Raw genomic sequence first — 23,752 nt, forward strand, 5'->3', positions numbered from 1 at the left:
ACTCAAGCGAACCACAACCGCCCAAACCTGAATGCCCGTATCACGCCAACTGCAACTTGAGACCCGCGCCCGTTGCCAGTTCGGCAAAGTTCGGGAATGAGGTCGCCACATTGGCGCAGTGAAGGATGCGGATTGTATCCTTTGCGCGTAGCGATGACACTGCAAACGCCATAGCAATGCGGTGATCCCCCAGGCTATCGACGGTGCCACCAGAAAATACCGCACCCTCTTTACAGCCCTGGATCACGATACCGTCCGGTGTTGGCTCAGCTTTTACCCCAAGTGCAATTAAGCCATTTGCCATTGCCTGAATCCGGTCACTTTCCTTGACCCGCAACTCCTCCGCACCAGTCAGGACGGTCTCACCTTCTGCACAAGCTGCCGCAACAAACAATGCGGGAAACTCATCAATCGCCAGGGGCACCTGATCCTCAGGGATGCGAATTCCCTTCAAGGGCGCATAGCGAACGCGAATATCCGCCACCGGCTCACCCCCCACTTCGCGCATATTCAGCAATTCAACATTGCCACCCATTGCACGGAGGATATTGATAACCCCATCTCGGGTCGGGTTGATTCCCACATGCTCCAGCACGATATCGGAACCGGGAGAAATGGCTGCAGCAACCATAAAGAATGCGGCTGAAGAAATATCGGCAGGCACATCGATGCGACAGGATTTCAGTGAGCCGCCGCCCGCCAGTTTAGCCTGAGCACCATCCCGCTCCACCTTATAACCAAAGCCCTGCAACATGCGCTCTGTATGATCTCTTGTGGGCGCCGGCTCAACGGTAGACGTTTGACCCTCACTATAGAGCCCAGCCAGCAATACCGCTGATTTCACCTGAGCACTGGCCATCGGCAGCGGGTAATCGATCCCTTTCAACGCACTACCACCCTTAATTAAAAGCGGCGGACGGCCTTCCGGGCCAGTCTCAATATTTGCACCCATCTCACGCAGAGGATTAGCCACGCGATTCATCGGGCGCTTTGACAGGGATTCATCGCCAGTGAGTGTTACGTCGAAGTCCTGTCCGGCAAGCAATCCAGCCAACAGGCGCATGGAGGTCCCGGAGTTACCGAGATATAGCGGTCCGGGCGGTGCCTGCAAGCCATTAAGGCCCACACCATGAATTACAACCCGACCATTGTCCGGCCCCTCAATCACGACCCCCATATCGCGGAAAGCCTGCAGGGTTGCCAGTGCATCCTCACCCTCCAGGAAACCCTCAACTTCTGTAACTCCCTCGGCCAGGGAGCCCAGCATAATTGAGCGGTGCGACATGGATTTGTCCCCCGGCACCCTGAGCTTGCCATTTACAGCCTCGCCCGGCTGCACGATAAAAGTAATCTCTTGTTCTTGCATAGATTCCGAATACGCTTGTTTTGCCAACATTTTGGTAAAGTGATCCCGTGCCGCTTTGGCACGGGTAAAAACCCCCATCAGGGCAGCGCTATCACCTGAGGCAATAGCGTCGCGCAGGGAAGAAAGGTTGAGGCTGTATAGGTCGATGGCCTTTAAGATGGCATCCCGATTGGCGAGCATAATATCTCGCCACATGACCGGGTCACTGGAAGCGATACGGGTAAAATCACGGAAGCCCCCCGCCGCATAGCGGAAAATATTTTCGTTTTCCGCATCGTGGGCCAAAGTGTCCACAAGACTAAAAGCGATGACATGGGGAAGATGGCTCGTAGCAGCCAGAACCTCGTCGTGCTCCTCCACTGACATTGTCAGGGGCTCAGCTCCCACGGCCTGCCATGCTCGCTCCACAAGCTGCAAATGAGCAGCCCCTGTATTCGCAAGCGGCGTCAGGATAATGCGGTGATCCCTATAGAGATCATCTCTCGCCGCGGTAACGCCACTCTTTTCAGAACCAGCGATTGGGTGCCCTGGCACCAAAAAATCTGGAGCACTCCCCCACACTTTTTCTGCCGCTGTCACCACGCTACCTTTTACGCTGGCACCATCTGTCACAGTGACTCCCGCCGGCAGGTGTTCTTTCAGCTGCGCGAATACAGGCTCAATCGCCAGTGTCGGCACAGCCACAAACACCAGATCGCCCGGCTCCAGCTGCGGCAATACCAGCTCGAGACTGGTGCTGGCCCGATCAACAATACCGAGCGCCCTGGCTTCATCGCAGACACTCTCCTCCAGAGCAACCCCGATAACCTCTCTGCAAGCCCTTGCAGCTTTTAGCGCAAGGGCAAAACTCCCCCCAATTAAGCCGATCCCAACAACCAGCAGTCGGCCAATTTGAGCCTGTGCCATCACAGCACTCCGCGAGGATAGGAGCCCAGCACTTTCAAGTCTGAAGCGCAGTCACCAACTTCTTTTAATGCCTCGGCAATTCCCTGGGTATCGCGGTGTCCACTGAAATCGATAAAGAACACATAAGTCCAGTTGCCAGACTGCGATGGCCGCGTCTCTACCCGAGTCAAATCGACACTGTAGCGACGGAACGGCTCCAAAAGGTCATGCAGAGCACCTGGCTCATTGCGCATTGATACCATCAATGAGGTCTTATCATCCCCACTCGCAGGTACTTGCTGGGTACCAATAATCAGGAAGCGGGTGGAATTATCCGGGCGATCTTCTATTTTCTCCGACAACACTTTCAGCCCGTAGAGCTCTGCTGCCATATCGCCGGCTATCGCCGCAGCATTCCACTCACCCTTAACGCGCTTGGCCGCATCCGCATTACTGGCAACCGCCACACGCTCCACATTGGGATAATGGGCATCAAGCCACTTGCGGCACTGCGCCAGGCTCTGCGCATGGGAATAAATACGAGTGATTGACTCTGGGCGCGTTACATCTGAGATCATCAAGTGATGATGGATACGCAGCTCCACCTCACCGCAGATACTCAGGTTGGAGTGCATAAAGTTGTCCAGGGTGTGGTTGATCACCCCTTCGGTAGAGTTTTCTACCGGCACAACACCATAACTGACGGCACCAGCTTCTACCTCACGGAAAACCTCATCAATTGCCGCCAGTGGCCGGCTCTGGGCAGAATTGCCGAAGTGCTTTAATGCCGCCTGCTGGGTAAAGGTACCCTCAGGGCCCAGGTAGGCTACTTTGACGGGCTCTTCCAAGGCTAGGCAGGCCGACATAATTTCGCGAAACAGTCGCGCCATTTCTTCATCAGTCAGCGGACCGTTATTGCGCTCCATAGCCTTGCGCAGCACTTGTGCCTCACGCTCTGGCCGATAATAGAGAGCATCTTCGCCTGTGGCCTTCTTGACCTCTGCAACCTCCAGGGCGCAGCGAGCCCGCTCACTGATTAAGCGAGCAATCTCGCCATCAATACTGTCGATCTGATTGCGCAGCTCCAGCAGGCGCTGGTCGCCACTTACAGTTTCCTCTGCCATTTGTTTATCTACTTTCTCTAGAAATCATCAATATTGAATTAACCATCTAAGCCTTACGCGCTTCAAAATCCGCCATAAATGCCACAAGCGCTTCCACTGCCTCCATAGGAACGGCGTTATACAGCGACGCGCGCATACCACCCACAGAGCGGTGCCCCTTTAAGCTCAACAAACCTGCTTCTTCTGACTCAATCAAAAACTGCTTATCCAGGCGGTCGTCAGCCAACACAAAGGGCACATTCATGCGGGAGCGACTCCCGTACTCAACCGGACTGGAGAAAAAGTCACTGCTGTCGAGGAAGTCGTACAGCATTTTGGATTTAGCATCGGCCTGCTTCGCCATCGCATCAACACCCCCCTGACCTTTCAACCACTGGAAGACAAGACCAGATAAGTACCAAGCGAAAGTAGGTGGCGTGTTATCCATAGAGCCCGCTTCTGCCGCCACCTTCCAGCTCAAACTGCGAGGAATATTTTCCAGTGAGCGATCGAGTAAATCATCCCGAATCAAGGCTACAGCGATACCTGAGGGGCCAATATTTTTCTGCGCACCGGCATAGATAACGCCGAACTTTTCCACCTCAACCGGTTGAGACAAAATAGTTGAGGACATATCCGCCACTAGCGGGCACTCCACTTCCGGCACATAGCCAAACTCAACACCGCCAATCGTCTCGTTGGGGGTATAGTGGAAATAAGCCGCATCCCCACTCGACTGCCAGCTGCCTGCTGCAGGTGCATAGCTGAAGTTGCGATCCTCACTGGATGCGACCACATTTACCTCGCCGTAGCGACGAGCTTCTTTGATCGCCTTGGCCGCCCAACTACCGGAATGAATAAATTCAGCTTTAGTAGAGCCGGCACCGAGAAGATTCCAGGGCACTGCACTGAACTGCCCAGTTGCCCCACCCTGAAGAAACAATACTTTGTAGTTGCTCGGCACACTGAGCAGATCGCGGAGATCCTGTTCGGCCCGCTCAGCTACCTCAACAAACTCTGGAGAACGGTGGCTGACCTCCATTACAGAGCAACCGAGCCCTTGCCAATCGAGCAATTCCCTTTGCGCCTGCTCCAGTACGGGCTGCGGCAAAGCGGCAGGGCCTGCACAGAAATTAAACTTCCTCATGAGCTGATTTCCACAATACAAAAAAGGTTTCAAATACAACTAGATGTGTCTACGCACAAACTGCCATTCAGGGGGATAGATATCGCGCCTTTAGCGTTTTTCGTGGGAGCCAAAGGCAAGAAAGGCCGCGATAAACGCAGCCTTTCTTAGTGGTCTGGAGCGGTGGGTCACTCTTCCCCACCGTTTTCTTCACCGTCATCTTCGGTCTCTTCAATGCGACCGAGACCAACCAGCTTCTCGCCAGTCTTCAGGCGAATCACTCGCACCCCCTGCGTGTTGCGCCCAAGTACAGACACTTCATCAACACGGGTACGCACCAGAGTGCCCTGGTCGGAGATCAACATCATCTCCTCACCTGGGTGCACCTGACAGGCCCCAACCAAGGCACCGTTACGTTCACTTTCCGCGATCGCAATAACACCCTGGGTACCGCGTCCCTTGGTGGGGAATTCGCTGATAGCTGTGCGCTTACCGTAACCATTCTCAGTAGCCATCATCACAGAGCCACCCTCTTCAGGGATAACCATAGCGATAACCTGCTGACCTTCCTGCATGCGAATACCGCGAACACCACGGGAAACACGACCCATAGAGCGCACATTGGACTCGGAGAAGCGCGCTGCTTTACCGGCGCTGGTAAACAGCGCTACATCGCGCTCACCATCGGTAATCGCAGTGGCTACCAGGCGATCGCCCTCCTCCAATTCAATTGCACGCAAACCAACACTGCGGGGGCGGGCAAAAGCGGTGAGGGGGGTTTTCTTCACGGTGCCATTGGCAGTGGTGAAGAAGATAAAGTGATTTTCGTCGTACTCGGACACCGGCATCATGCTGCTGATACGCTCACCCTCTTCCAAGGGCAGCATATTAACCATTGGGCGACCACGGGAGGCTCGGCCAGCGGTGGGCACTTCGTAGACTTTCAGCCAGTACACCTTGCCCTTATTGGAGAAGCACAGAAGGGTGTCATGGGAGTTGGCGATCAACAGGTGTTCGACGAAGTCCTCGTCTTTCACCTGGGTCGCGGATTTACCCATACCACCACGGCGCTGGGCCTGATAATCGGTCAGCGGCTGGCTCTTGGCGTAACCACCGTGGGAGATAGTTACTACCTTATCTTCCGGGGTAATCAGGTCTTCAACGGTCAGATCCTGGCGAGACGCAACGATATCGGTACGACGCTCATCGTTAAAGTCTTTTGACAGCTGTTCCAGTTCTTCGCGGATCACTTCCATCAGTCGCTCGAAGCTGCCGAGGATATGCAGGTATTCTGCAATCTGCTCCAGTCGATCCTGGTATTCTGCCAACAGCTTGTCGTGCTCCATGCCCGTCAGGCGGTGCAGGCGCAATTCGAGAATTGCCTGAGCCTGGGCCGGGGACAAGTAGTAAGAGTCGTCGCGCAGACCAAATTCTTGCGGCAGATCATCTGGACGGCAGGCATCAGCACCAGCCCGTTCCAGGAACTGCTGTACATTACCCACAGGCCAGCCTTTAGCCAGCAACGCCTCGCGGGCATCTGCCGGCGTGGCGGAAGATTTGATCAGCTCAATTACCGGATCAATATTGGCGATGGCAATCGCCAGACCTTCCAGAATATGGCCGCGCTCGCGGGCTTTGCGCAACAGGTAAACCGTACGACGGGTAACGACTTCCTGGCGGTGGCGAATAAAGTGCTCGAGCAGCTCTTTGAGGTTCAATACCTTGGGCTGGCCATCGACCAGGGCCACCATATTGATACCGAAGACGCTTTCCAGCTGGGTCTGGGAATAGAGGTTATTCAGAACCACATCACCCAGCTCTCCCCGCTTAAGCTCAATCACTACGCGTAAGCCGTCTTTGTCGGACTCATCGCGCAGCTCAGAGATACCCTCGATCTTTTTCTCTTTCACCAGCTCAGCAATACGCTCGATCAAGCGCGCCTTATTCAGCTGGAAGGGGATCTCAGTAATGATGATGGTTTCGCGATTGGTCTTGTCATCGCGGATCACATCTGCTTTGGCACGCACATAAATGCGCCCACGGCCAGTGCGGTAGGCCAGCAGGATACCGGCGCGGCCATTGATGATGGCGCCCGTGGGGAAGTCCGGCCCGGGGATGTACTCCATCAGGTCGTCGACGGTCAACTCGGAATTATTGATCAGAGCCAGACAAGCCTTGATCACCTCACCCAGATTATGGGGAGGGATATTGGTGGCCATGCCCACCGCAATACCGGAGGAACCATTGACCAAGAGGTTCGGCACACGGGAAGGCAATACCTCCGGCATTTGCTCAGAACCATCGTAGTTATCGACAAAATTAACAGTTTCTTTATCGAGGTCGGACAGCAGCTCGTGGGCCAACTTATCCATACGAATCTCGGTGTATCGCATGGCAGCTGGACTGTCACCATCGATAGAGCCGAAGTTACCCTGGCCATCTACCAAGGTGTAACGCATAGAAAACGGCTGCGCCATACGCACAATAGTGTCGTAGACCGCAGTGTCTCCGTGCGGGTGATATTTACCGATTACATCACCAACGACACGCGCTGATTTCTTGTAAGGTTTATTCCAGTCGTTTTTAAGCTCGCTCATCGCGTAGAGCACGCGGCGGTGTACCGGCTTGAGGCCATCGCGTACATCCGGCAGTGCGCGCCCGACAATCACGCTCATGGCATAGTCGAGATAAGACTGCTTGAGTTCTTCTTCGATATTAATCGGAGAGATTTCTTTGGCTAATTCGCCCATGGCTTACGGCGTTCCTTTTATAGCGCGGGCGTACGTACTGTGCCCGGGATAAGCGGGCGATTCTACCATAGTTTGAGATGTTTGGAGCTGCAGGACTCGGAGATATACAACTGCGGCGCAAACCATAGTTGTCGCCCTCAATGACTGCAGCTACAGTAAAACACCCCCACAGCAGCCACCAGATATCTCTCCATGCAACAAGCTGTCGATACCCTGATCCACGCGCGCTGGATCATACCCGTCGTACCCGACAAAAAAGTGTACGAAAATTGTTCGCTCGCAATAGAGAAGGGCAAAATCTCTGCCCTGGTACCCACAGCTGAGGCCTCAATTCGTTTTAAGGCAAAAGATGAAGTTGACCTGGGGCAACACGCACTGATTCCAGGGTTAATTAATACTCACAACCATGCGCCCATGACACTATTGCGCGGCTACGCTGATGACCGCCCCCTTAAAGAGTGGCTGGAGCAGCACATCTGGCCGACAGAGCAACGCTGGGTAGGTCCGCAATTTGTAGCTGACGGCAGCCGGCAAGCGATTGCCGAGATGCTGCGCTCTGGTACAACCACTTTTTCTGATCAGTACTTCTTTCCGGAAGCCGTCGCCATTGCTGCGCGGGAGAGCGGAATCAGGGCCCATATTGCCTTCCCCGTGCTGGATGCCCCAACCCCCTGGAGCCGCAATAGCGATGAGGCCCTGCACAAAGGATTGGCGTTACGCGATGATTACCGAGCGCACGATCGAATTGAAGTGGTATTTGCACCCCACGCCCCCTATACCGTGGGGGATAAAACACTGGAAAAAATTGCAGTCTGCTCTGCTGAAGCGCAAATCCCCATGCAAATGCACCTCCACGAGACCCACGCTGAAGTTGAAAGCGCCCTGAACGCTACTGGAGAGCGGCCCACCGAGCGGCTATTCCGCCTTGGGCTGCTGGGGCCGCAGACACTTTGTGTACATATGGTGGCCACTAACCAACGAGACATTGAGCTAATGAGTTCAAGTGGCGCCCATGTTTCTCACTGCCCATCATCCAACCTCAAACTCGCCTCAGGCTTTTGCCCGACTTATGACATGCTGGAAGCCGGCATCAACGTATCCCTTGGCACCGATGGCGCTGCGAGCAATAACACCCAAGACCTGTTCTCCGAAGCCAACACAGCCGCACTACTGGCAAAAGCTGTTAGCGGGAACGCAACAGCCCTACCCGCGCATCAGACACTGAGCATGGCGACCATCAACGGAGCCAAAGCACTGGGAATTGAAGATATAACCGGAAGCCTGGAAGTAGGTAAAAGCGCAGACATTGCAGCTATCAATCTCGGCGGTCTAGAACAGCAGCCCTTGCATGACCCAGTGTCCCAGTTGATTTATGCCAACGGAGGACACAATGTCAGCGATGTCTGGGTTGCAGGGCGACAACTTTTAAAGGGGCGCCAGCTACAAACCTTAAACGAAACTGAGGTTATCCAGCGGGCGCAAATATGGCGTGATAGAATCAGCGGAAATTTACGCTAGATAACTGATTCCGGCCCAATCACTGAAAAATGCCGGTTACGAGCGACGGAGTTTGCAGAGAAGTTCATGAGCAATGTAGATCCCTCAGAAATCGCCAAATTTGAGCAACTTGCCAGCCGCTGGTGGGACAAGGAAGGCGAGTTCAAACCCCTACACGAAATCAATCCACTGCGTGCAAATTACATTGACGGGTATGCTCCGGTTGCCGGTAAGAAGCTCCTCGATGTGGGCTGCGGTGGTGGCATCCTGGCAGAAGCCATGGCACAGAGGGGAGCCGATGTCACTGGCATCGATCTAGGGGAGGCCCCACTCAATGTCGCCAAACTTCATGCTCTCGAAAGTGGCGTCAGCGTCAATTATCGCAAAGTGGCAGTAGAGGAACTGGCAGAAGAAGCGCCCGAGAGCTTTGATATTGTCACCTGTTTGGAGATGCTTGAGCATGTACCAGACCCCTCTTCTGTCATTCGCGCCTGTGCAAAACTGGTAAAACCCGGTGGCAAACTATTTTTCTCCACGATCAACCGCACCCCTAAAGGGTGGCTGTTTGCCGTAGTTGGGGCAGAATATGTCCTACGCTTACTGCCCAAGGGCACTCATGAATACAGTAAGTTTATTCGCCCCTCAGAAATGGGCGCCTGGCTGCGCGATGAGTCCCTGGAAGCGTGCGATATAACCGGTATGACTTATAACCCGGTTACCCGCAGCTACAAATTGAATCCCCGGGATGTCGACGTCAATTATTTGATGTATGCCAGCAAACCAGAATAAGTGAACTGCAAAATGAAAGCTGTTTTATTTGACCTCGATGGTACCCTGCTTGATACAGCGCCAGATTTTATTGTTGTATTAAATCAACTGCGCCAACAGGAGCAACTGCCCCCGCTCCCCGACGAGACAATCCGCGGGACTGTTTCCAATGGTTCCAGGGCACTGGTTACACTGGGGTTTAACAAAGAAGAAAATGATCCCGCGTTTCCCGGGCTGCTGCAAAGATTACTGGACCTCTACCTTGCACACCTCGCAGAGAAGACAACGACCTTTCCCGGCATCGAAAGCCTGCTAGACAACCTAGTTGACAACAACCTTCCATGGGGGATTGTCACCAACAAACCGGAGGCATTTACCACTCCGCTCATGGAGGCATTTACACACCTGCCCCCAGCCTCCGCAATTGTTTGCCCAGACCATGTCAGTAAGTCCAAGCCGGACCCCGAGCCCCTATTTTTAGCCTGTAGCCAAATTGGGTGTGCTCCTGCCGAAGCAATTTATATCGGTGACCACAAGCGCGATATCATAGCGGGACAAAAGGCCGGCATGCCCACCATCGCCTGCGGATATGGCTACATTGATTCCGCAGACAACCCCGCTAACTGGGGAGCAGACCACCTGGTAAATTCCGCCAACGAAATTTGGCCCCTCCTAGAACAACACTATTTTTAAACTTGAAGTAACGCCGGGCACCCAGGCCTGGTGAAAGTATCGGGATATTTCATGTCAGACTTTGTCGGCGACTACCAAGCGCCCTCCGACCTTTTAAAGAGCAAAATTATTCTTGTCACCGGTGCCGGAGACGGCATAGGCAAAACTGCAGCTAAGACTTTTGCTGCTCACGGCGCAACGGTAATTTTGCTTGGCCGTACAACCCCCAAATTAGAAACGGTCTATGACGAAATTGAGACTGCCGGTGGACCACAACCAGCCATTTTCCCCATGGACCTCGCCGCGGCCAAAATAGAAGATTTTGAAAACCTCGCCGAAGCTATTCGCACCGAGTTCGGCCGCCTGGATGGACTCTTACACAATGCCGGCCTACTCGGGCAACGCACCCCTGTCGGGAATTACAATTTCAACACCTGGCAACAGGTAATGCAGGTCAATGTCAATGCTGCATTCGGCCTAACAAAAGCAATGCTGCCCCTGCTGGAGGAGTCGGAAGCGGGGTCTATTGTTTTTACAAGTTCCAGCGTGGGGGTCAAAGGGAGAGCCTACTGGGGAGCCTATTCCGTATCAAAGTTCGCTACTGAAGGGTTAATGCAGGTACTTGCTGATGAACTCGAAGGGGTTTCCAATACTCGCGTGAACACCCTAAACCCCGGAGCAACCCGAACAACAATGCGAGCAACCGCCTACCCGGCGGAAAACCCGCAGTCAGTGACCTCCGCAGAAGATATCATGCCCACCTATCTGTACTTGATGGGCGATGAAAGCAGAACCGTGAGCGGAAAGCACTTCAGCGCACAAAAGAAATAAACACTCTGATCTTTGGGTCAGGCCTGGAGTTGCAATCTCGAGGCTCTGCCCATTAAAGCACTATATAAATTGGGCCCAGCAGCTATTCGCCAAAACCCTTTTCATCACCATCGTTACCGCCCGCCCCCTCGCCTGGTGGTGGCATATGCTCTGGCGCATCGGCAAATACATCTCCATCAAATTCCAACATATCCGAGTCATCAAACAATTCTATATCCTGGGAGTCTCCCGAATACTGGCTGTAATCTACGGACTGCTCATCACGCTCACTAAATACAACTCCTACGGCATGGGCCACAGACCGATCAGACACAAGGAGGTTTATTCCCTCGCAAGATACATACCCAATCACAACAGCAAACAGTGCTACCGGTTTTAGCAACCCCTTCATTTTTCCGCCCCTGGATAGTTTAGTTTTATTTATTAGCTCAGACTGATAGTTTTTAGCAATTTAATCAGTAATTAGTCATCATTCCTGGCACCACCACCTGCACATTAACCTACTTGTATCAACCTTTGAGGCAGCGTCCTGCTCAACCTGTGCTATTACGCAAATTCTTTCATGTTGGAAAGCCGAAAAGTGTGAGCCTTTTCCCAAATTTATTTGTTCACATCGATCATGTCAGGCAGAATAAAAGTCATAATTAGCAAATAAGTCGACAACCTGAACCATGAAAGCATTTATTGTATTTGCCCTACTGACACTTTTTGCCCCATTAGCATTCTCAAGCTCCCTCAAGGACCAAATAAAATCCTGCTCCGAGATCAAGCCAGTAGATGGTCGACTCGCATGCTATGACCAGTTAGCCAACTCACTTGATCAACATGCAATTAAAGAGTTTGGCCAAGAGCAGAAACGTATATCCGAAGAAGCTCCCGAGCAAATCGAAGCGAAAATTGTCGCCATTAAAATGGCAGCTCACGATAAACGCCTTATCACTCTTGATAACGGCCAGCTGTGGAAACAAAGTGATTCAAGAGGGGTTAACTGGAAAATCGGCGACGCAGTAGTTCTAGAACGAGCCCTATTCGGTTCCTTCTTTATGGTGCCGTCTGACGGCGGCCACAAGCTCCGCGTAAAACGTATAAAGTAACACCTGCTCAATCCAGCATCCGGCAGGTGGGGATATATCCTTGCCCGCCGCCCCTCCACTACTTTGCAGTCACATCTAGCCGAGGCGCTTTCAACAACACTCTTCTATAGTGAGAAAGGAATAGGCGCCATTAGCGCCTTGAGAGACTAAACAGCGTGTAGTACTTACACAGCCAACAGAAGGTTTAAGCACTTGTCCCGAGAACATTTTTACTCAAGGGATGAAGAATGGCTGAAGGATACAGGCGAACCACTCTCTGACTCCTGCCAGGGTGCTAACGAGACCGACCCACAGGTCGCGCAAGACCCTGATGTGGAAGAGATTCACGCAACGGGCGACTCCCTCTCCGAGAGCGGCACCACCCCAATGCAGAGCTACCTCAAGCACCTGTACAGGCTTGAGCTTTTAACTCCGGAGGAAGAGCACAGCACCACTTGCCTATTACGCGACCTGGAGGAAAAGCTGATTTCCACCCTCCAGGAAAGCGGTACCGAACTGGTCCAGCTGCGTAGCGAGGGTGTAGAGCAACGGGGCAGCACTGGCGCCTACGACCACGGATTAATCATTGCCCACACAGAAGCACTTCTCTCATGCGAGTATTTGGATAGACGCAATCGCAGCAGATTAACCGGGCTATTACAGCGGTTTCAAAAACAGCGCAAAAAACTGATCCAGTGCAACCTTCGCCTGGTTATTGCTATTGCGAAACGCTTTCGCAACCCATCTGTTCCCTTTATCGATTTAATACAAGAGGGCAATGTTGGGCTAATGAAAGCAATTGAGCGCTTCAAGCCTCAAATGGGATACCGTTTTTCCACCTATGCCTATTGGTGGATTCAACAAGAAATTCAGCTGGCCCTTCGCCGCAATGAAGATCTCGTCCGACAACCTGCCAACGTCCAGGATGACCTGAGGGCAATTTACAGGGCCATTGGCGAAGTCCGCGCCCTAGGGCAACCTGCATCCGATGACAACCTGGCCCGCCATACGGGACTGGACATCGAGAGAATTCAAAGCCTGTTAAAACTACCAGGACCCACCGGATCACTGGATGACCCAGTAGCAGATGACCAGAGCAGTACCAGACTGGACTACGCACCTGCAGATGAGCTTTACAATACGGACGAGCTGGTAACCAACCAGGAGCTGGCTCAGCGCCTCCGAGAAGCTGTTTCCCGCCTTCCCGCAAGACAAAGGACAGTCCTTAATCTGAGGTACGGATTAATTTCTGACAAAGACTGCTCTTTTCGAGTTATTGGTGAGCAATTAGGGCTTAGCCAGGAACGGGCACGACAACTACATTCTGACGCACTCCGGCAACTGAAACGGCAGTGGCGATAAGAAAGGAAGAAGCCGATGGCAAGCCTTCTTTTTGAACTTGCCATCGAACCCTTTCCCACTAGTCTTTAAAACAGCTCTATCAGTAATTACTGCGAAGTTATGCGCAAATCAGTGGCCTTTAACGAAAAATACAGCACTTATAAATACTGTGCCTATTTTTTTGCCGGCGGACTCCTTCTGGCTCCTCTGACCTATGCGGAGTCCGAGTTTATTGCAAGTGCCGGCAAAGGATTAGGAAATGAATTGATGCAGTTTCGATCAATCTCGGCCGCGGAAATGGCCGGATTTAGCTACTCCCACCTACTGTCTTCTTTTAGTATTGGTAATAACTCCCTTCAATGGTGGGGACAAGGCAGTTACTCCCGTATGCGAACCGAGCACCAAAGTGAAAACCAGCAGCAAAATATTTTTGAAATAAAACCTATTCTGCGCTGGTATCCCCGCAGTGAACTACAGGGCGGATTTGCCGAAGCTGGTGCGGGCGCATCTTATTTGAGCCAAAAGAACTTCGGTGATATCGAGCTAAGTACCAAACTCAATTTCGCCCTGCATTTTGCTTTTGGGTACCGCTTTTCCAGAGGCCACGTTTTATCTTTACGCTACAGCCACTTTTCTAATGCCAGAACCAACAGGCCAAACCCTGGTTTTGATTTTGCCTCATTAAATGGGCACTTTAACTTTTAGCCGCTAAACCATTAAATATTTTTCTGGATATTCGCACAATTGAACACAGGCTTTAATCAATTTAAAAGACCCTGAAAAAAAACTACAGTTTTATCCGCGGCAACCGCATAGCTAAAATCTTGTGAATTCAAAGTGCTTGGCCGGCTAACAAGATTTAAACTCAATTCGACCAGAGCCGTCATGTCACCCCGCCGCACTAAACCATCGGGAAAATATTTCTGTAAAACCTCCCCCGCACAGCCATCGGAATAGGCAATTACCGGACGCCCCATCGCCAGCGCTTCTTTGGAGTACTTTCCACTTTCATCCCCCTCTTTGGCAAGATGAAAAACTAACTGGGAAGTTGCATACAGCTCACGCATATCGCGGCGCTCACCAAGGAAAGTAACCCTACCTCCAAGATTCAAGTCCTGCGCAAGCGCTTCCAGTTTTTTCAGGTAGCGCAAATCATTATCTGCCAGGCGCCCTACGATCACTCCATGGATATCATCTCTTTGTGCAGCAGCCTGTGCAAACATATGTAGAAATGCTTCCTGCCCGTCACTTGCAGAGATAACCCCCGGCATCAACCACCAGTTTTTTCCCTCCAACTGGGGGTAGCTATTTAAAAGCTTTAATTGCCACTGGCTTGCCACAGGTTTTTCATTATCAAACTCGCGAATATTGATGCCGCGATAAATAATCTCTATCGACTTTTCAGTAAATCGAGTGGAGGACTTCTTCAGGTGCTCCGCAATCCCCTGTGAAGTTGCGATAATCCCATCACCACAGGCCACACCTTTATTGAAGTAGCTGTTTGACAAATATTGATCCACCAAAGGCACCAGCTTGGGGCGGCTACCTGCTGGTTCGCGCTTTAGAGCCCGCCAAGTAAGAAAGGCGGTTGAACGGCCATAAGTATGAACAATATCCGGTTGTAACTCCGCCAGAATTCTACGCAGGCGAGATTTATGGCGTAGAGACCACACTGACTCACTGATTTTGGGGAAGTTGACATGCTCGCTGCCATGAAGACGAAACCGTGCCTCCAGTGGCCCGCCGGCAGAAATCACCAGTGACTCGTGGCCTCTCTTGACCAACTCATTTGCAAACTCAAGCGCTAGAGTTGCCGTGACCCCAAGCTCTAAACTGGGCAAAAACTGTACAACCTTCAATTTGACTTCCGTGGCAGTAAACCAAAAGGTCTATTTTGACTCCATGCCGGAAATTTTCCCAGCCTGTCGTCACTAATTCACAATCCAGAGACTCTATTTCCTGAACTCGATAGCTCCCCATGGCAGCTGAAAGCGTTAGTGATAGTATTCCCAGAGGCAAACCACTCAGGACCTGACAATGCTTCACCGACAAATAAGTTTCTTGCTCACCTTTACACTGCTTCTACTCACTGCAGGGGCTTCAGCTGCCGAGACTGATAAAGGCATCTTCTGGAAAGCAACCAAAGATGATAAGACTGTTTATTTATTAGGCTCTGTGCACTTGGCAACAGAGGATTTTTACCCTCTTCGCCCACAAATTGAACAAGCCTATGCCGAAAGTGATGCAATTGCCGTCGAAGCCGATATCCTCGCCGCCGAAGGTGACAGCCTGTTACAGCAACGGATCTTGATGGAGTCTGTCTACCAGGGCGAGCGCACACTGAAGGACGAATTACCACCCGAGCTGTATAGCCAACTGAAGTCCTGGATGCAAAAGAGAAATATGCCCGAAGCTATGTTTATTCGGCAGCGCCCCGCCATTGCCATGATCTCTATAAGCATGATGGAGATGCAGGCCCACGGCCTCAATCCTGAGCTCGGTATTGATAGGCACTTCCTGCTAAAAGCCAAAAAAGATGACAGACCCATCCTGGAATTAGAAGGAGTACTACAACAATTCCAATTGCTAAATGGCCTGGATAACCCAGCATTGCTCTTCCAGCAAACCCTTGAGCAAATTGGAAATATTCCATCTTTTTTACCCAAGCTCACCGGCGCATGGAAGCGAGGTGATGAGGAAGCACTAAACCGCCTCATTATCCTCGACGGCTTGACTGAAAACCCTGAATATAAACCTCTTTACGACACGCTATTCTTTAAGCGTAATGAAAAGATGGCCGAAAAAATTGCCATGAAGGGACCGAATTACCAATCCTTATTTGTTATTGTCGGCGCTGGCCACTTGGTTGGCGATCGTAGCGTTATTGAATTCTTAGGCGACAGAGGCTACAAGTTAGAGCGTCTTTAATTCACCGTTTTGCCAATAATCTTCGGCGCAGACATTCTGCGCCCTCTCTAATACCCTCCTGCGCCCCAACCTTTTCTATTGCTAAACTCGAATAGCACTTTTTCCGTGGCCAATGACAACTCTCAACAAGAGGCGTCCAATGAAATGTTGGGGAGCATACTGTGTCATTTCAATTCTTTTATTTAACTTTCAGGTCATTGCTGATGAAGCCGAAACAAAAGGTGGGCTGAAAATCGTATCCGACGATGGGAACTTCTCCGCACAGCTTGGCGGAAGAATTCACTTCGATACTTATATTTTTGATAAAGACCTGGAAGACCCTGTCAACACAACAGACTTTCGCCGAGTTCGCCTAACAATGAAAGGCAAACTTTGGAAGTGGGATTACAAGCTCGAACGGGACTTTGCCAGTGATGGAGCAGGAGGCCTTCGCGACGTATACCTGGCAACTCAGTTTTACAACGGGAAACTCACCATCGGTAATTTCAAGCCAAGCCGCTCAATTAATGAACTTACCAGTTCCAATGACTTGGTGCTGATGGAGCGAGCATTCACTTCAGCCGCAGGAATATACAGTGGGCGGGGCCGACAACAAGGAATAGGTTGGCATACACATTGGTGTTGTTACACCCTCGGCCTAAACCTGATGAATCTCCGCGAACCGGGCGACCCGAGAAATTCAGGGTTTGGTACTGCTGCACGATTGACTTGGGCCCCAATAAACGCCCCCTTATCAACTGTGCATCTAGGTATATCTCGAAGTTACGAGAAAGCCAATCAAGACACTCCCGATATTATTGCTGAAGTTGCCTATGCAGGACGACGTGGCCCAGAGCAACTTATAGCTATCACCCCTGGCGGATCATCTAACTTCTTTGGTGAGTTCGGCGATGATGAGTTTTTTCTGGGAGACGCCGGGGGACGGGTCAACATTACCGGCTTCGAGTTAGCAGCGACTTACGGCCCTCTATTTGCACAGGCCGAGTATGCATACGGTCACTTTACAGGGAAGATATATCTCTCTGAATTGACGTATGAGGAGTTTTTCGGTTTACCACCGAGCTTTTTTTGCGATCTGTTAACCGGGTGCTTTATAGGCGGTCAGGATGTCCACGCCTGGTACATTATGGGGAGCTGGGCAATTACCGGGCAACATAAAGCCTACGATTCCAAGAAAGGGACATTCAAGTCAATAAAACCATCCCCCCCAGAGGGGGCCTGGGAAGTTGCCGCAAGATACACGACAATAGAGAATCGGGATTTCCACCAGCTGCGGGCCAGCAATTTCACATTTGGGGTCAACTATTATTTCAACCCGAAAGTCCGAGTTATGATGAATATCACTCTAGGTGACGACGACTTTACTGGAGATCAAACCAATCAATTCGCCGTGCGTTTACAAGGGGTTTGGTAGAACTTATCGAGCAGCTTAAGGAAACCCTCAAGCCACTCATTCAAACCGATTATTACCCCACTTGCTGTGCCCTGGCAGGGTCAAAAACCTCAACTTCCGCTGAAAGCTCTATGTCCCTGACCGGGTTTTCAAAACGGTTTAATGCGATATCCCGTTGCTGCTTTGCTTTCTCAACATTGGCCTCTTTTACTGGACCGTAGCCTCGAATGGTATCTGGATATTGAAGCAGCTCGACTGCGGCAGCATGATTCTGCGAATCCAATTGATCCAAAACCTTCTTAACCAACTCTTCATATTCAGATATCAGCTGCCTCTCCATTTTGCGCTCTGCGGTATATCCAAAGATATCAAGCGCCGATCCGCGCAAGAACTTCAACTTCGCCAGAGCACCAAATGCCTTATACATCCAACCGCCAAATTTCATTTTGCGGGGACGCCCCAAGCCTTTGTCGAACCGTGCCAACAGCGGGGGAGCCAAATTGAACTCAAGAGTAAAATCACCACTGAAATTTTCTTTCAGTGATTCGATAAATCGGCTATCGGTGTACAGGCGGGCCACCTCGTATTCATCCTTGTAGGCCAGTAACTTCGCGTAATTCCGCGCAACGACCTCAGCCAACTGTAGATTGCCGGGCACTTTTAAAATCTCGGCAGATTTCACAGTGTCTACCAGACTGCGGTAACGGTCGGCGAGATCTGCATTCTGATAACCGGTAAGGTGCTCCACCCGATGAGCAACTAACGCTTCGAGGGTTTTCGGTACCTCCACCGCAGCTTTCTCAGGGGTGAGCAGCTTATCCAACGCTTTTCGATTTTCTGCTGCTAAACGTCCTGCAGCAAATCCCTGCAAGTTACCCTCCACAGCTACACCATTTATTCGAATAGCTTCAAGCAAAGAGGCTTCAGTCAGCGGAATCAGCCCTTTCTGCCAGGCATATCCAAGCATAAAGATATTTGCGGTGAGAGTATCCCCCAAAGCGGACTTGGTCAGGCGATGCGCCTCTACAGAGCTAATTTCATTTACCGCTCTGCTGACTGTGTCTAAGACTGCCTGGGGTGAATGCACGTCTTCACGCCCGAGAACTGTTGCCGCCGTCGGGCTCAAATGTGTATTCACAACCGCACGGCTGTGTGACTCGTCCAGTTTAACAAGACAGGCCGCGACATTACCCGCAGCAATCAAGTCACAGGCCATCAGGGCATTGGCGCGACCGTCAGAAATACGCACCGCCTGCAAAGCCTGGGGATCAGCCGCAAAGCGAATATGTGAATAAACCGCCCCCCCCTTCTGCGCCAACCCCGTTTGGTCAAGTGTGCTGCATGCCTTGCCTTCAATATGTGCAGCCATCGCTAGCAGCGCACCAATGGTCACAACACCGGTACCGCCAACGCCAGTGACCAGGAAATTATAAGGTTGTTGTAATTCCGGCAGCTGAGGCGAAGGCAACTTGGCAGCTTCAGTTCGCAACACATCGCCGACCCCAGCCCCCTTGGCAATCTTGCCGCCTTTTACCGTTACGAATGAGGGACAGAAACCGTTGACACAGGACATGTCCTGGTTACAGCCGGTTTGGTTAACCCGCCGCTTATCCCCCAGTGCCGTCTCCACTTTCTCCACGGCGATACAGCTCGACTGCTGGACACAATCCCCGCAGCCCTCACAGACCAGCTCATTGATAAATGGGCGCCCTTCAGCTTTTGGAAGCAATCCGCGCTTGCGCTTGCGACGCAGTTCGGTGGCACAGGTCTGGTCATAAATAATGACTGTACAGCCTTCGACTTCGCGCAGCTCATTCATTACGACAGGGAGGTAATCCCGGTGATGTATTTCAACTTCACTGGGAAAGGAAAGTGCACCTTTATATTTGCCCGGGTTATCCATCACCAGAACAACTTTCTGCACCCCTTCCGCCAAAACCTGACGGCAGATCATATCCGGCGCCAACTCCCCATCGTGGGGCTGGCCACCGGTCATGGCAACCGCATCGTTAAACAGAATTTTGTAGGTGATATTGACTTTGGCGGCCACTGAGGCGCGAATAGCCAGAATGCCGGAATGGAAGTAGGTGCCATCCCCCAGGTTTACAAAGACATGTTTTTCACTGGTAAACGGCGCCTGCCCTACCCAGTTAACACCCTCGGCACCCATCTGGGTGAAGGTATAAGTTTCCCGATCAAGCCACTGGGCCATATAGTGGCAGCCAATACCCGCCAGGGCCCGGCTTCCCTCTGGCACCTTGGTGGAACGGTTGTGGGGACAGCCGGCACAGAACATAGGCAGGCGCGACACACTTGAGCCCACCTGCTGGGAAATCCGTTCAGCCAGTGCATTGAGGCGCATCAAGCGGTGCTTACCGCCCTCATCCAACTTGCCCTCCCCCAGAACAAAGCCCAATACCTGGGCGATAATCGCCGGAGACAGTTCGCCATAAGCCGGCATCAGCGGTTGGTCACTATCATCCACTTTGCCGAGAATACGCGGAAAATTCGGGTCCTTAACGTGGACGTTATACAGCTCCTCTTTCAGCTGCACTTCCATCAGACTTCGCTTTTCTTCGAGCACCAGCAGCGTATCCAGGCCTCGGGCAAACTCCTGGATACCCGGCACATCCAACGGGTAGGTCATACCCACCTTGAGGATTCGAATCCCGAGCTGCTTGGCCTTTTGCTCATCGATACCCATATCTTCGAAGGCCTGCATCAAATCCAGGTGGGCCTTACCGGTAGTGACGATGCCGAGGCTCGCCTCAGGGTTTTCCAATATCACCTTGTTGAGTTTATTGGCGCGGGCAAAGGCCAAAGCTGCGGGACGCTTGTAGCGCCACAGGCGCTCTTCCTGTTCGAGGGGGTTATCCTGCTTGCGTATATTCAAGCCACCCTCCGGACGCTCAATATCCGGGTAGTGAAACTTAACCCGCTCCGGATCCACTTCTACAGTTGCAGAGCTGTCCATATTTTCTGCCAGGGTGATCATTGCCACCCAGCAACCGCTAAAACGCGACAGCTCCAGTCCGTAGTGGCCATAATCCAGTACTTCCTGCACGGTTGCAGGGTTAAGTACCGGGATATGCATATCGACAAAGGCAAATTCAGATTGCCCGGGATAGGACGATGATTTACAGCCGTGATCATCACCGGCAACAATCAGCGCACCACCTTTGGGAGAAGAGCCCGCCGCGTTGGCGTGTCGAAACGCATCACAGGATCGGTCGACACCCGGCGTCTTGCCATACCAAATACCACAGACACCATCTACTTCTGCGCCCTGAAACAGCCCCACTTGTTGGGAGCCCCACACCGCTGTCGCCGCCAGCTCTTCGTTCACCCCGGGCTGAAAGCGGATATTGTGCTCATCGAGCAGTTTTTTTGCTCTGGATAGCTGCAGGTCATATCCACCCAGGGGTGACCCCCGATAACCGGAGATAAAAGTCGCGGTGTTGTGACCGCGATCCCGGTCCATTCGCATCTGGTCTATGGGTAAGCGCACAAGGGCCTGGATACCTGAGAGGAGCACGCGGCCCTTGAGCATGGTGTAGCGGTCGTCCAGTGAAACCTGTTTTTTTACCTGGGAATCCGCAGTACCTAGAGGACTGGTTACTTTTTCAGTCATACACCTACTTCCGGTTAATTATTCTTCTCGAAACCCGGTCCGAGTTATTAGTCATTATTCTTCCGAATAGCCCGTTTTCTGTGGCCAGGAGCGCCTGTTTTTATATCTGCCGCAAAGTCCCGGAGCGGCTGGAGGCACCCTGCACCTATCCCGAAACGGTTTAGTCAGGTCATACTAGTTCGTTAAGCGCAATAGAGCATTGCTTTATTCACGCAAATATGCGTAAATTTGTGATAGAAGTTTCGATTGATATAAATTTTATAGGATAGGAGTCTTTATGAAGCGTTCGACAGACCTGGATGATTTTGACCGTAAGATTCTGCGAGCGCTGCAGGAGAATGCAGATTACTCCATGGCAGAGCTGGGCGACAAAGTCGGTCTTTCGCACACTCCCTGCTGGCGCAGAATCAAGCGATTGGAAGCCGAAGGCATTATCCGTGGCCGTGTTACTCTGTTAGACCCTCGAAAACTGGATTTGGGTGTTACCGTATACTGTTACGTTACCATTCACAATCACGATGAGGAATCCCTGAATAACTTTGAATCAGCCGTTCAGGATGTCCAGGAGGTGGTAGAGTGCTATTCAACCAGCGGGGACAAAGACTATGTCTTGCGCGTGGTAGTGGATAGCGTGGAGCACTATGAGCAACTACTGAAGCGCTCCCTGGTGCATCTGCCAAACGTGGCATCAGTCAACTCCACCTTTGCCCTCAAGCAGGTTAAGTACACCACCCAGCTGCCACTTTAAGCCAAAAGTGTGAAAAGTAAAGCCCCTTGCCTCAAGGCTCGGGGCTTACTGCAAAGATAGCAACTACCCGGCAAACTCCCGCAGCTCTTTGAGCAAGTGGTCAAGCGCTTCCTGCAGAGACTTGCCATCACAATCAATTGTGATTTCTGCATACTGCCTGTAGAGGGCCTGCCGCTCTTCAAATAAACTCGCGAAAGACTGCCCGGGTGCCTTGGCGATGCCACGGCTCTCATAATTGTGAATACGCCGGCGCAGCTCCTCGGCTGAACACTGGAGAAACACCACCAGGCCCTGGTTGCGCAGGTTCTCCATACCCTTTTCGCTATAAACTGCACTGCCTCCAGTGGCAATAACATCATTGGGAAGAATAGCCTCAGCTAAAACCTCCCCTTCAATAGCGCGGAGGTTTAGATAGTCACTTTCCGCCATGATTTGCTGCAAAGTCTTGCCCTCCCTGGACTGGATCAGAACATCAGTATCTGTAAAACCCAGTGCCAGCTCCTTTGCCAACAACACCCCCAGCGTACTTTTACCGGCGCCGGGCATTCCAATCAGGACAATACTTTTTCTATTTTTCATTTCATTAATACTTCCACATCCAGGGAGCCTATGAACAATTCCGTAATATCTCTGCGGAACTTGAAGGCTGCAGAGGTTAGGTGCAGCTCGCCGCGAATGGCCTTAGTCCTTTGCAAGAGCTGCAACGCAGTAACTGTGGCCCTCAAAGCCCGCCCCACGGGGCTTTCAGAGCGATCCACACTCCGCATTGCGACTTCTTGAAAGGCCTGGACACTCCTACAAAGCCGCGCCTTGATTGTGAACCACTCTGAAAGCCAGAGGCATCACGGAATTATTCAGGGGCTCCCTAGCACTTACACATTCAATCGCCACGGCGGGGAAAAAATACCGAGCGCAACCAGCCCAATAAGGTATTGCCACCTAACATCATCTTATCCAATTCATCCAGATTATGCGCCTGGCGAAAAGCATCGGCAAATAATGCCTCGCGGGTAATCATTCGCCGCTTGGGATTAATTGATTTAATGGGTTTTGCCGGATTACCGGCGACAACCGTATTTGCAGGAACATCCTTAGTGACAATGCTGCCGGCTCCCACTACAGAATTATCACCGATAGTGACACCCTTACAGATGGTTGCACCATCTCCGATCCAAACATTGTTACCCAAGCGCACAGGGGAAGTACAACGGAAGGGCCGCGTACGATTGTAGAGCCCATGCCAATCGGAATCTGAAATATACACATTTGCAGCGATCATACAGGCATCACCAATCTCAATAGATTGAGCTGCAGAAATACGCACCCCCGGAGAAATCAGTACAAAATTACCAATGGTAATAGACGCCTCAGCACCCTTATGCCCAAATGTGGTAAATCGGATACATTTCTCGTCATTAGAGATTAAATGGGGGTAATTTCCGAGCCGCACATTTCCGCCAAAAACATAGACAGAACCCGGGTCCATCACTTCTGGCTCAATCCCAACAGCATCGAATTGCGGCAAAAGAAAATACTCCGTTCGCCACTTGCGCCAATGCAATTGCAATCGCTTGAGCCAATAGGGCCTGTGATCCTTACGCATATTTTAATTTCTACTTATTTTCCCTGGGGCTTAAGGA

At 51.7% G+C, this 23,752-nt stretch carries 19 protein-coding genes; 10 read left to right on the forward strand and 9 right to left on the reverse strand.

Translation table 11 applies throughout. The features are described from left to right. Positions 1–40 precede the first annotated feature (40 nt). From BTJ40_RS15000 to gyrA, 4 genes are all read right to left on the reverse strand, one after another. The gene (locus BTJ40_RS15000) at positions 41–2,272 is read right to left on the reverse strand and encodes a bifunctional prephenate dehydrogenase/3-phosphoshikimate 1-carboxyvinyltransferase (RefSeq protein WP_108733852.1); all 2,232 of its coding nucleotides are present in this window, start codon (positions 2,270–2,272) and stop codon (positions 41–43) included. Next, positions 2,272–3,375 carry a prephenate dehydratase gene (gene pheA, locus BTJ40_RS15005; RefSeq protein WP_108733853.1) on the reverse strand — a complete coding sequence of 368 codons (1,104 nt, stop codon included), beginning with the start codon at positions 3,373–3,375 and terminating at the stop codon, positions 2,272–2,274. The genes BTJ40_RS15000 and pheA overlap by 1 nt, the downstream gene beginning before the upstream one ends. 46 nt (positions 3,376–3,421) lie before the next feature. Then, positions 3,422–4,501 carry a 3-phosphoserine/phosphohydroxythreonine transaminase gene (gene serC, locus BTJ40_RS15010; protein WP_108733854.1) on the reverse strand — a complete coding sequence of 360 codons (1,080 nt, stop codon included), beginning with the start codon at positions 4,499–4,501 and terminating at the stop codon, positions 3,422–3,424. A 167-nt stretch (positions 4,502–4,668) separates the two neighbouring features. Further along, positions 4,669–7,230 carry a DNA gyrase subunit A gene (gyrA, locus tag BTJ40_RS15015; protein ID WP_108733855.1) on the reverse strand — a complete coding sequence of 854 codons (2,562 nt, stop codon included), beginning with the start codon at positions 7,228–7,230 and terminating at the stop codon, positions 4,669–4,671. Between the two features lie 192 nt (positions 7,231–7,422). Between gyrA and BTJ40_RS15020 the strand changes: the two genes are divergently transcribed. From BTJ40_RS15020 to BTJ40_RS15035, 4 genes are all read left to right on the forward strand, one after another. Beyond that, positions 7,423–8,748: a TRZ/ATZ family hydrolase gene (locus tag BTJ40_RS15020; protein ID WP_108733856.1), complete on the forward strand. Its 1,326-nt coding sequence runs from the start codon at positions 7,423–7,425 to the stop codon at positions 8,746–8,748. 66 nt (positions 8,749–8,814) lie between these two features. After that, positions 8,815–9,516: a bifunctional 2-polyprenyl-6-hydroxyphenol methylase/3-demethylubiquinol 3-O-methyltransferase UbiG gene (gene ubiG / locus BTJ40_RS15025; RefSeq protein WP_108733857.1), complete on the forward strand. Its 702-nt coding sequence runs from the start codon at positions 8,815–8,817 to the stop codon at positions 9,514–9,516. Between the two features lie 12 nt (positions 9,517–9,528). Then, positions 9,529–10,188: an HAD family hydrolase gene (locus BTJ40_RS15030; RefSeq protein ID WP_108733858.1), complete on the forward strand. Its 660-nt coding sequence runs from the start codon at positions 9,529–9,531 to the stop codon at positions 10,186–10,188. A 51-nt stretch (positions 10,189–10,239) separates the two neighbouring features. Then, positions 10,240–10,998, forward strand: coding sequence for a YciK family oxidoreductase (locus BTJ40_RS15035; RefSeq protein ID WP_108733859.1), 759 nt, complete (start codon positions 10,240–10,242; stop codon positions 10,996–10,998). 82 nt (positions 10,999–11,080) lie between these two features. Here the strand turns inward: BTJ40_RS15035 and BTJ40_RS15040 are convergent, their stop codons facing one another. Beyond that, the gene (locus BTJ40_RS15040; RefSeq protein WP_108733860.1) at positions 11,081–11,389 is read right to left on the reverse strand and encodes a hypothetical protein; all 309 of its coding nucleotides are present in this window, start codon (positions 11,387–11,389) and stop codon (positions 11,081–11,083) included. 280 nt (positions 11,390–11,669) lie between these two features. Between BTJ40_RS15040 and BTJ40_RS15045 the strand changes: the two genes are divergently transcribed. The 3 genes from BTJ40_RS15045 to BTJ40_RS15055 all read left to right on the forward strand — a co-directional run bounded on the left by BTJ40_RS15045 (position 11,670) and on the right by BTJ40_RS15055 (position 14,117). Continuing rightward, entirely contained in the window at positions 11,670–12,092 is a 423-nt protein-coding gene (locus tag BTJ40_RS15045) for a hypothetical protein (RefSeq protein ID WP_108733861.1), read from the forward strand. Positions 12,093–12,284: 192 nt separating this feature from the next. Then, positions 12,285–13,433, forward strand: coding sequence for an RNA polymerase sigma factor RpoD/SigA (locus BTJ40_RS15050; protein WP_108733862.1), 1,149 nt, complete (start codon positions 12,285–12,287; stop codon positions 13,431–13,433). Positions 13,434–13,532: 99 nt separating this feature from the next. Continuing rightward, positions 13,533–14,117 carry an acyloxyacyl hydrolase gene (locus tag BTJ40_RS15055; protein ID WP_108733863.1) on the forward strand — a complete coding sequence of 195 codons (585 nt, stop codon included), beginning with the start codon at positions 13,533–13,535 and terminating at the stop codon, positions 14,115–14,117. A gap of 56 nt (positions 14,118–14,173) precedes the next feature. Here BTJ40_RS15055 and BTJ40_RS15060 read toward each other — a convergent pair whose 3' ends face one another. Next, entirely contained in the window at positions 14,174–15,271 is a 1,098-nt protein-coding gene (locus BTJ40_RS15060) for a glycosyltransferase (protein WP_108733864.1), read from the reverse strand. Positions 15,272–15,449: 178 nt separating this feature from the next. On the opposite strand from BTJ40_RS15060, the gene BTJ40_RS15065 reads away from it, so the two are divergent. Together BTJ40_RS15065 and BTJ40_RS15070 are read left to right on the forward strand one after the other, a co-directional pair. Next, complete coding sequence (locus tag BTJ40_RS15065) at positions 15,450–16,340, forward strand: TraB/GumN family protein (RefSeq protein ID WP_108733865.1); 891 nt, start codon at positions 15,450–15,452, stop codon at positions 16,338–16,340. 139 nt (positions 16,341–16,479) lie between these two features. Next, the gene (locus BTJ40_RS15070; RefSeq protein WP_108733866.1) at positions 16,480–17,754 is read left to right on the forward strand and encodes an OprO/OprP family phosphate-selective porin; all 1,275 of its coding nucleotides are present in this window, start codon (positions 16,480–16,482) and stop codon (positions 17,752–17,754) included. A 52-nt stretch (positions 17,755–17,806) separates the two neighbouring features. Here BTJ40_RS15070 and BTJ40_RS15075 read toward each other — a convergent pair whose 3' ends face one another. Continuing rightward, on the reverse strand, positions 17,807–21,364 hold the full coding sequence (locus BTJ40_RS15075) for an indolepyruvate ferredoxin oxidoreductase family protein (RefSeq protein ID WP_108733867.1): 3,558 nt from the start codon (positions 21,362–21,364) through the stop codon (positions 17,807–17,809). 277 nt (positions 21,365–21,641) lie between these two features. Between BTJ40_RS15075 and BTJ40_RS15080 the strand changes: the two genes are divergently transcribed. Next, complete coding sequence (locus tag BTJ40_RS15080) at positions 21,642–22,112, forward strand: Lrp/AsnC family transcriptional regulator (protein WP_020413378.1); 471 nt, start codon at positions 21,642–21,644, stop codon at positions 22,110–22,112. A gap of 63 nt (positions 22,113–22,175) precedes the next feature. On the opposite strand, the gene BTJ40_RS15085 is transcribed toward BTJ40_RS15080, so the two are convergent. Both BTJ40_RS15085 and BTJ40_RS15095 read right to left on the reverse strand, forming a co-directional pair. Continuing rightward, on the reverse strand, positions 22,176–22,691 hold the full coding sequence (locus BTJ40_RS15085) for a shikimate kinase (protein ID WP_108733868.1): 516 nt from the start codon (positions 22,689–22,691) through the stop codon (positions 22,176–22,178). Positions 22,692–22,992: 301 nt separating this feature from the next. Continuing rightward, the gene (locus BTJ40_RS15095; protein WP_108733870.1) at positions 22,993–23,715 is read right to left on the reverse strand and encodes a DapH/DapD/GlmU-related protein; all 723 of its coding nucleotides are present in this window, start codon (positions 23,713–23,715) and stop codon (positions 22,993–22,995) included. Positions 23,716–23,752 lie beyond the last annotated feature (37 nt).

Source organism: Microbulbifer sp. A4B17, assembly GCF_003076275.1.
GTDB lineage: Bacteria > Pseudomonadota > Gammaproteobacteria > Pseudomonadales > Cellvibrionaceae > Microbulbifer.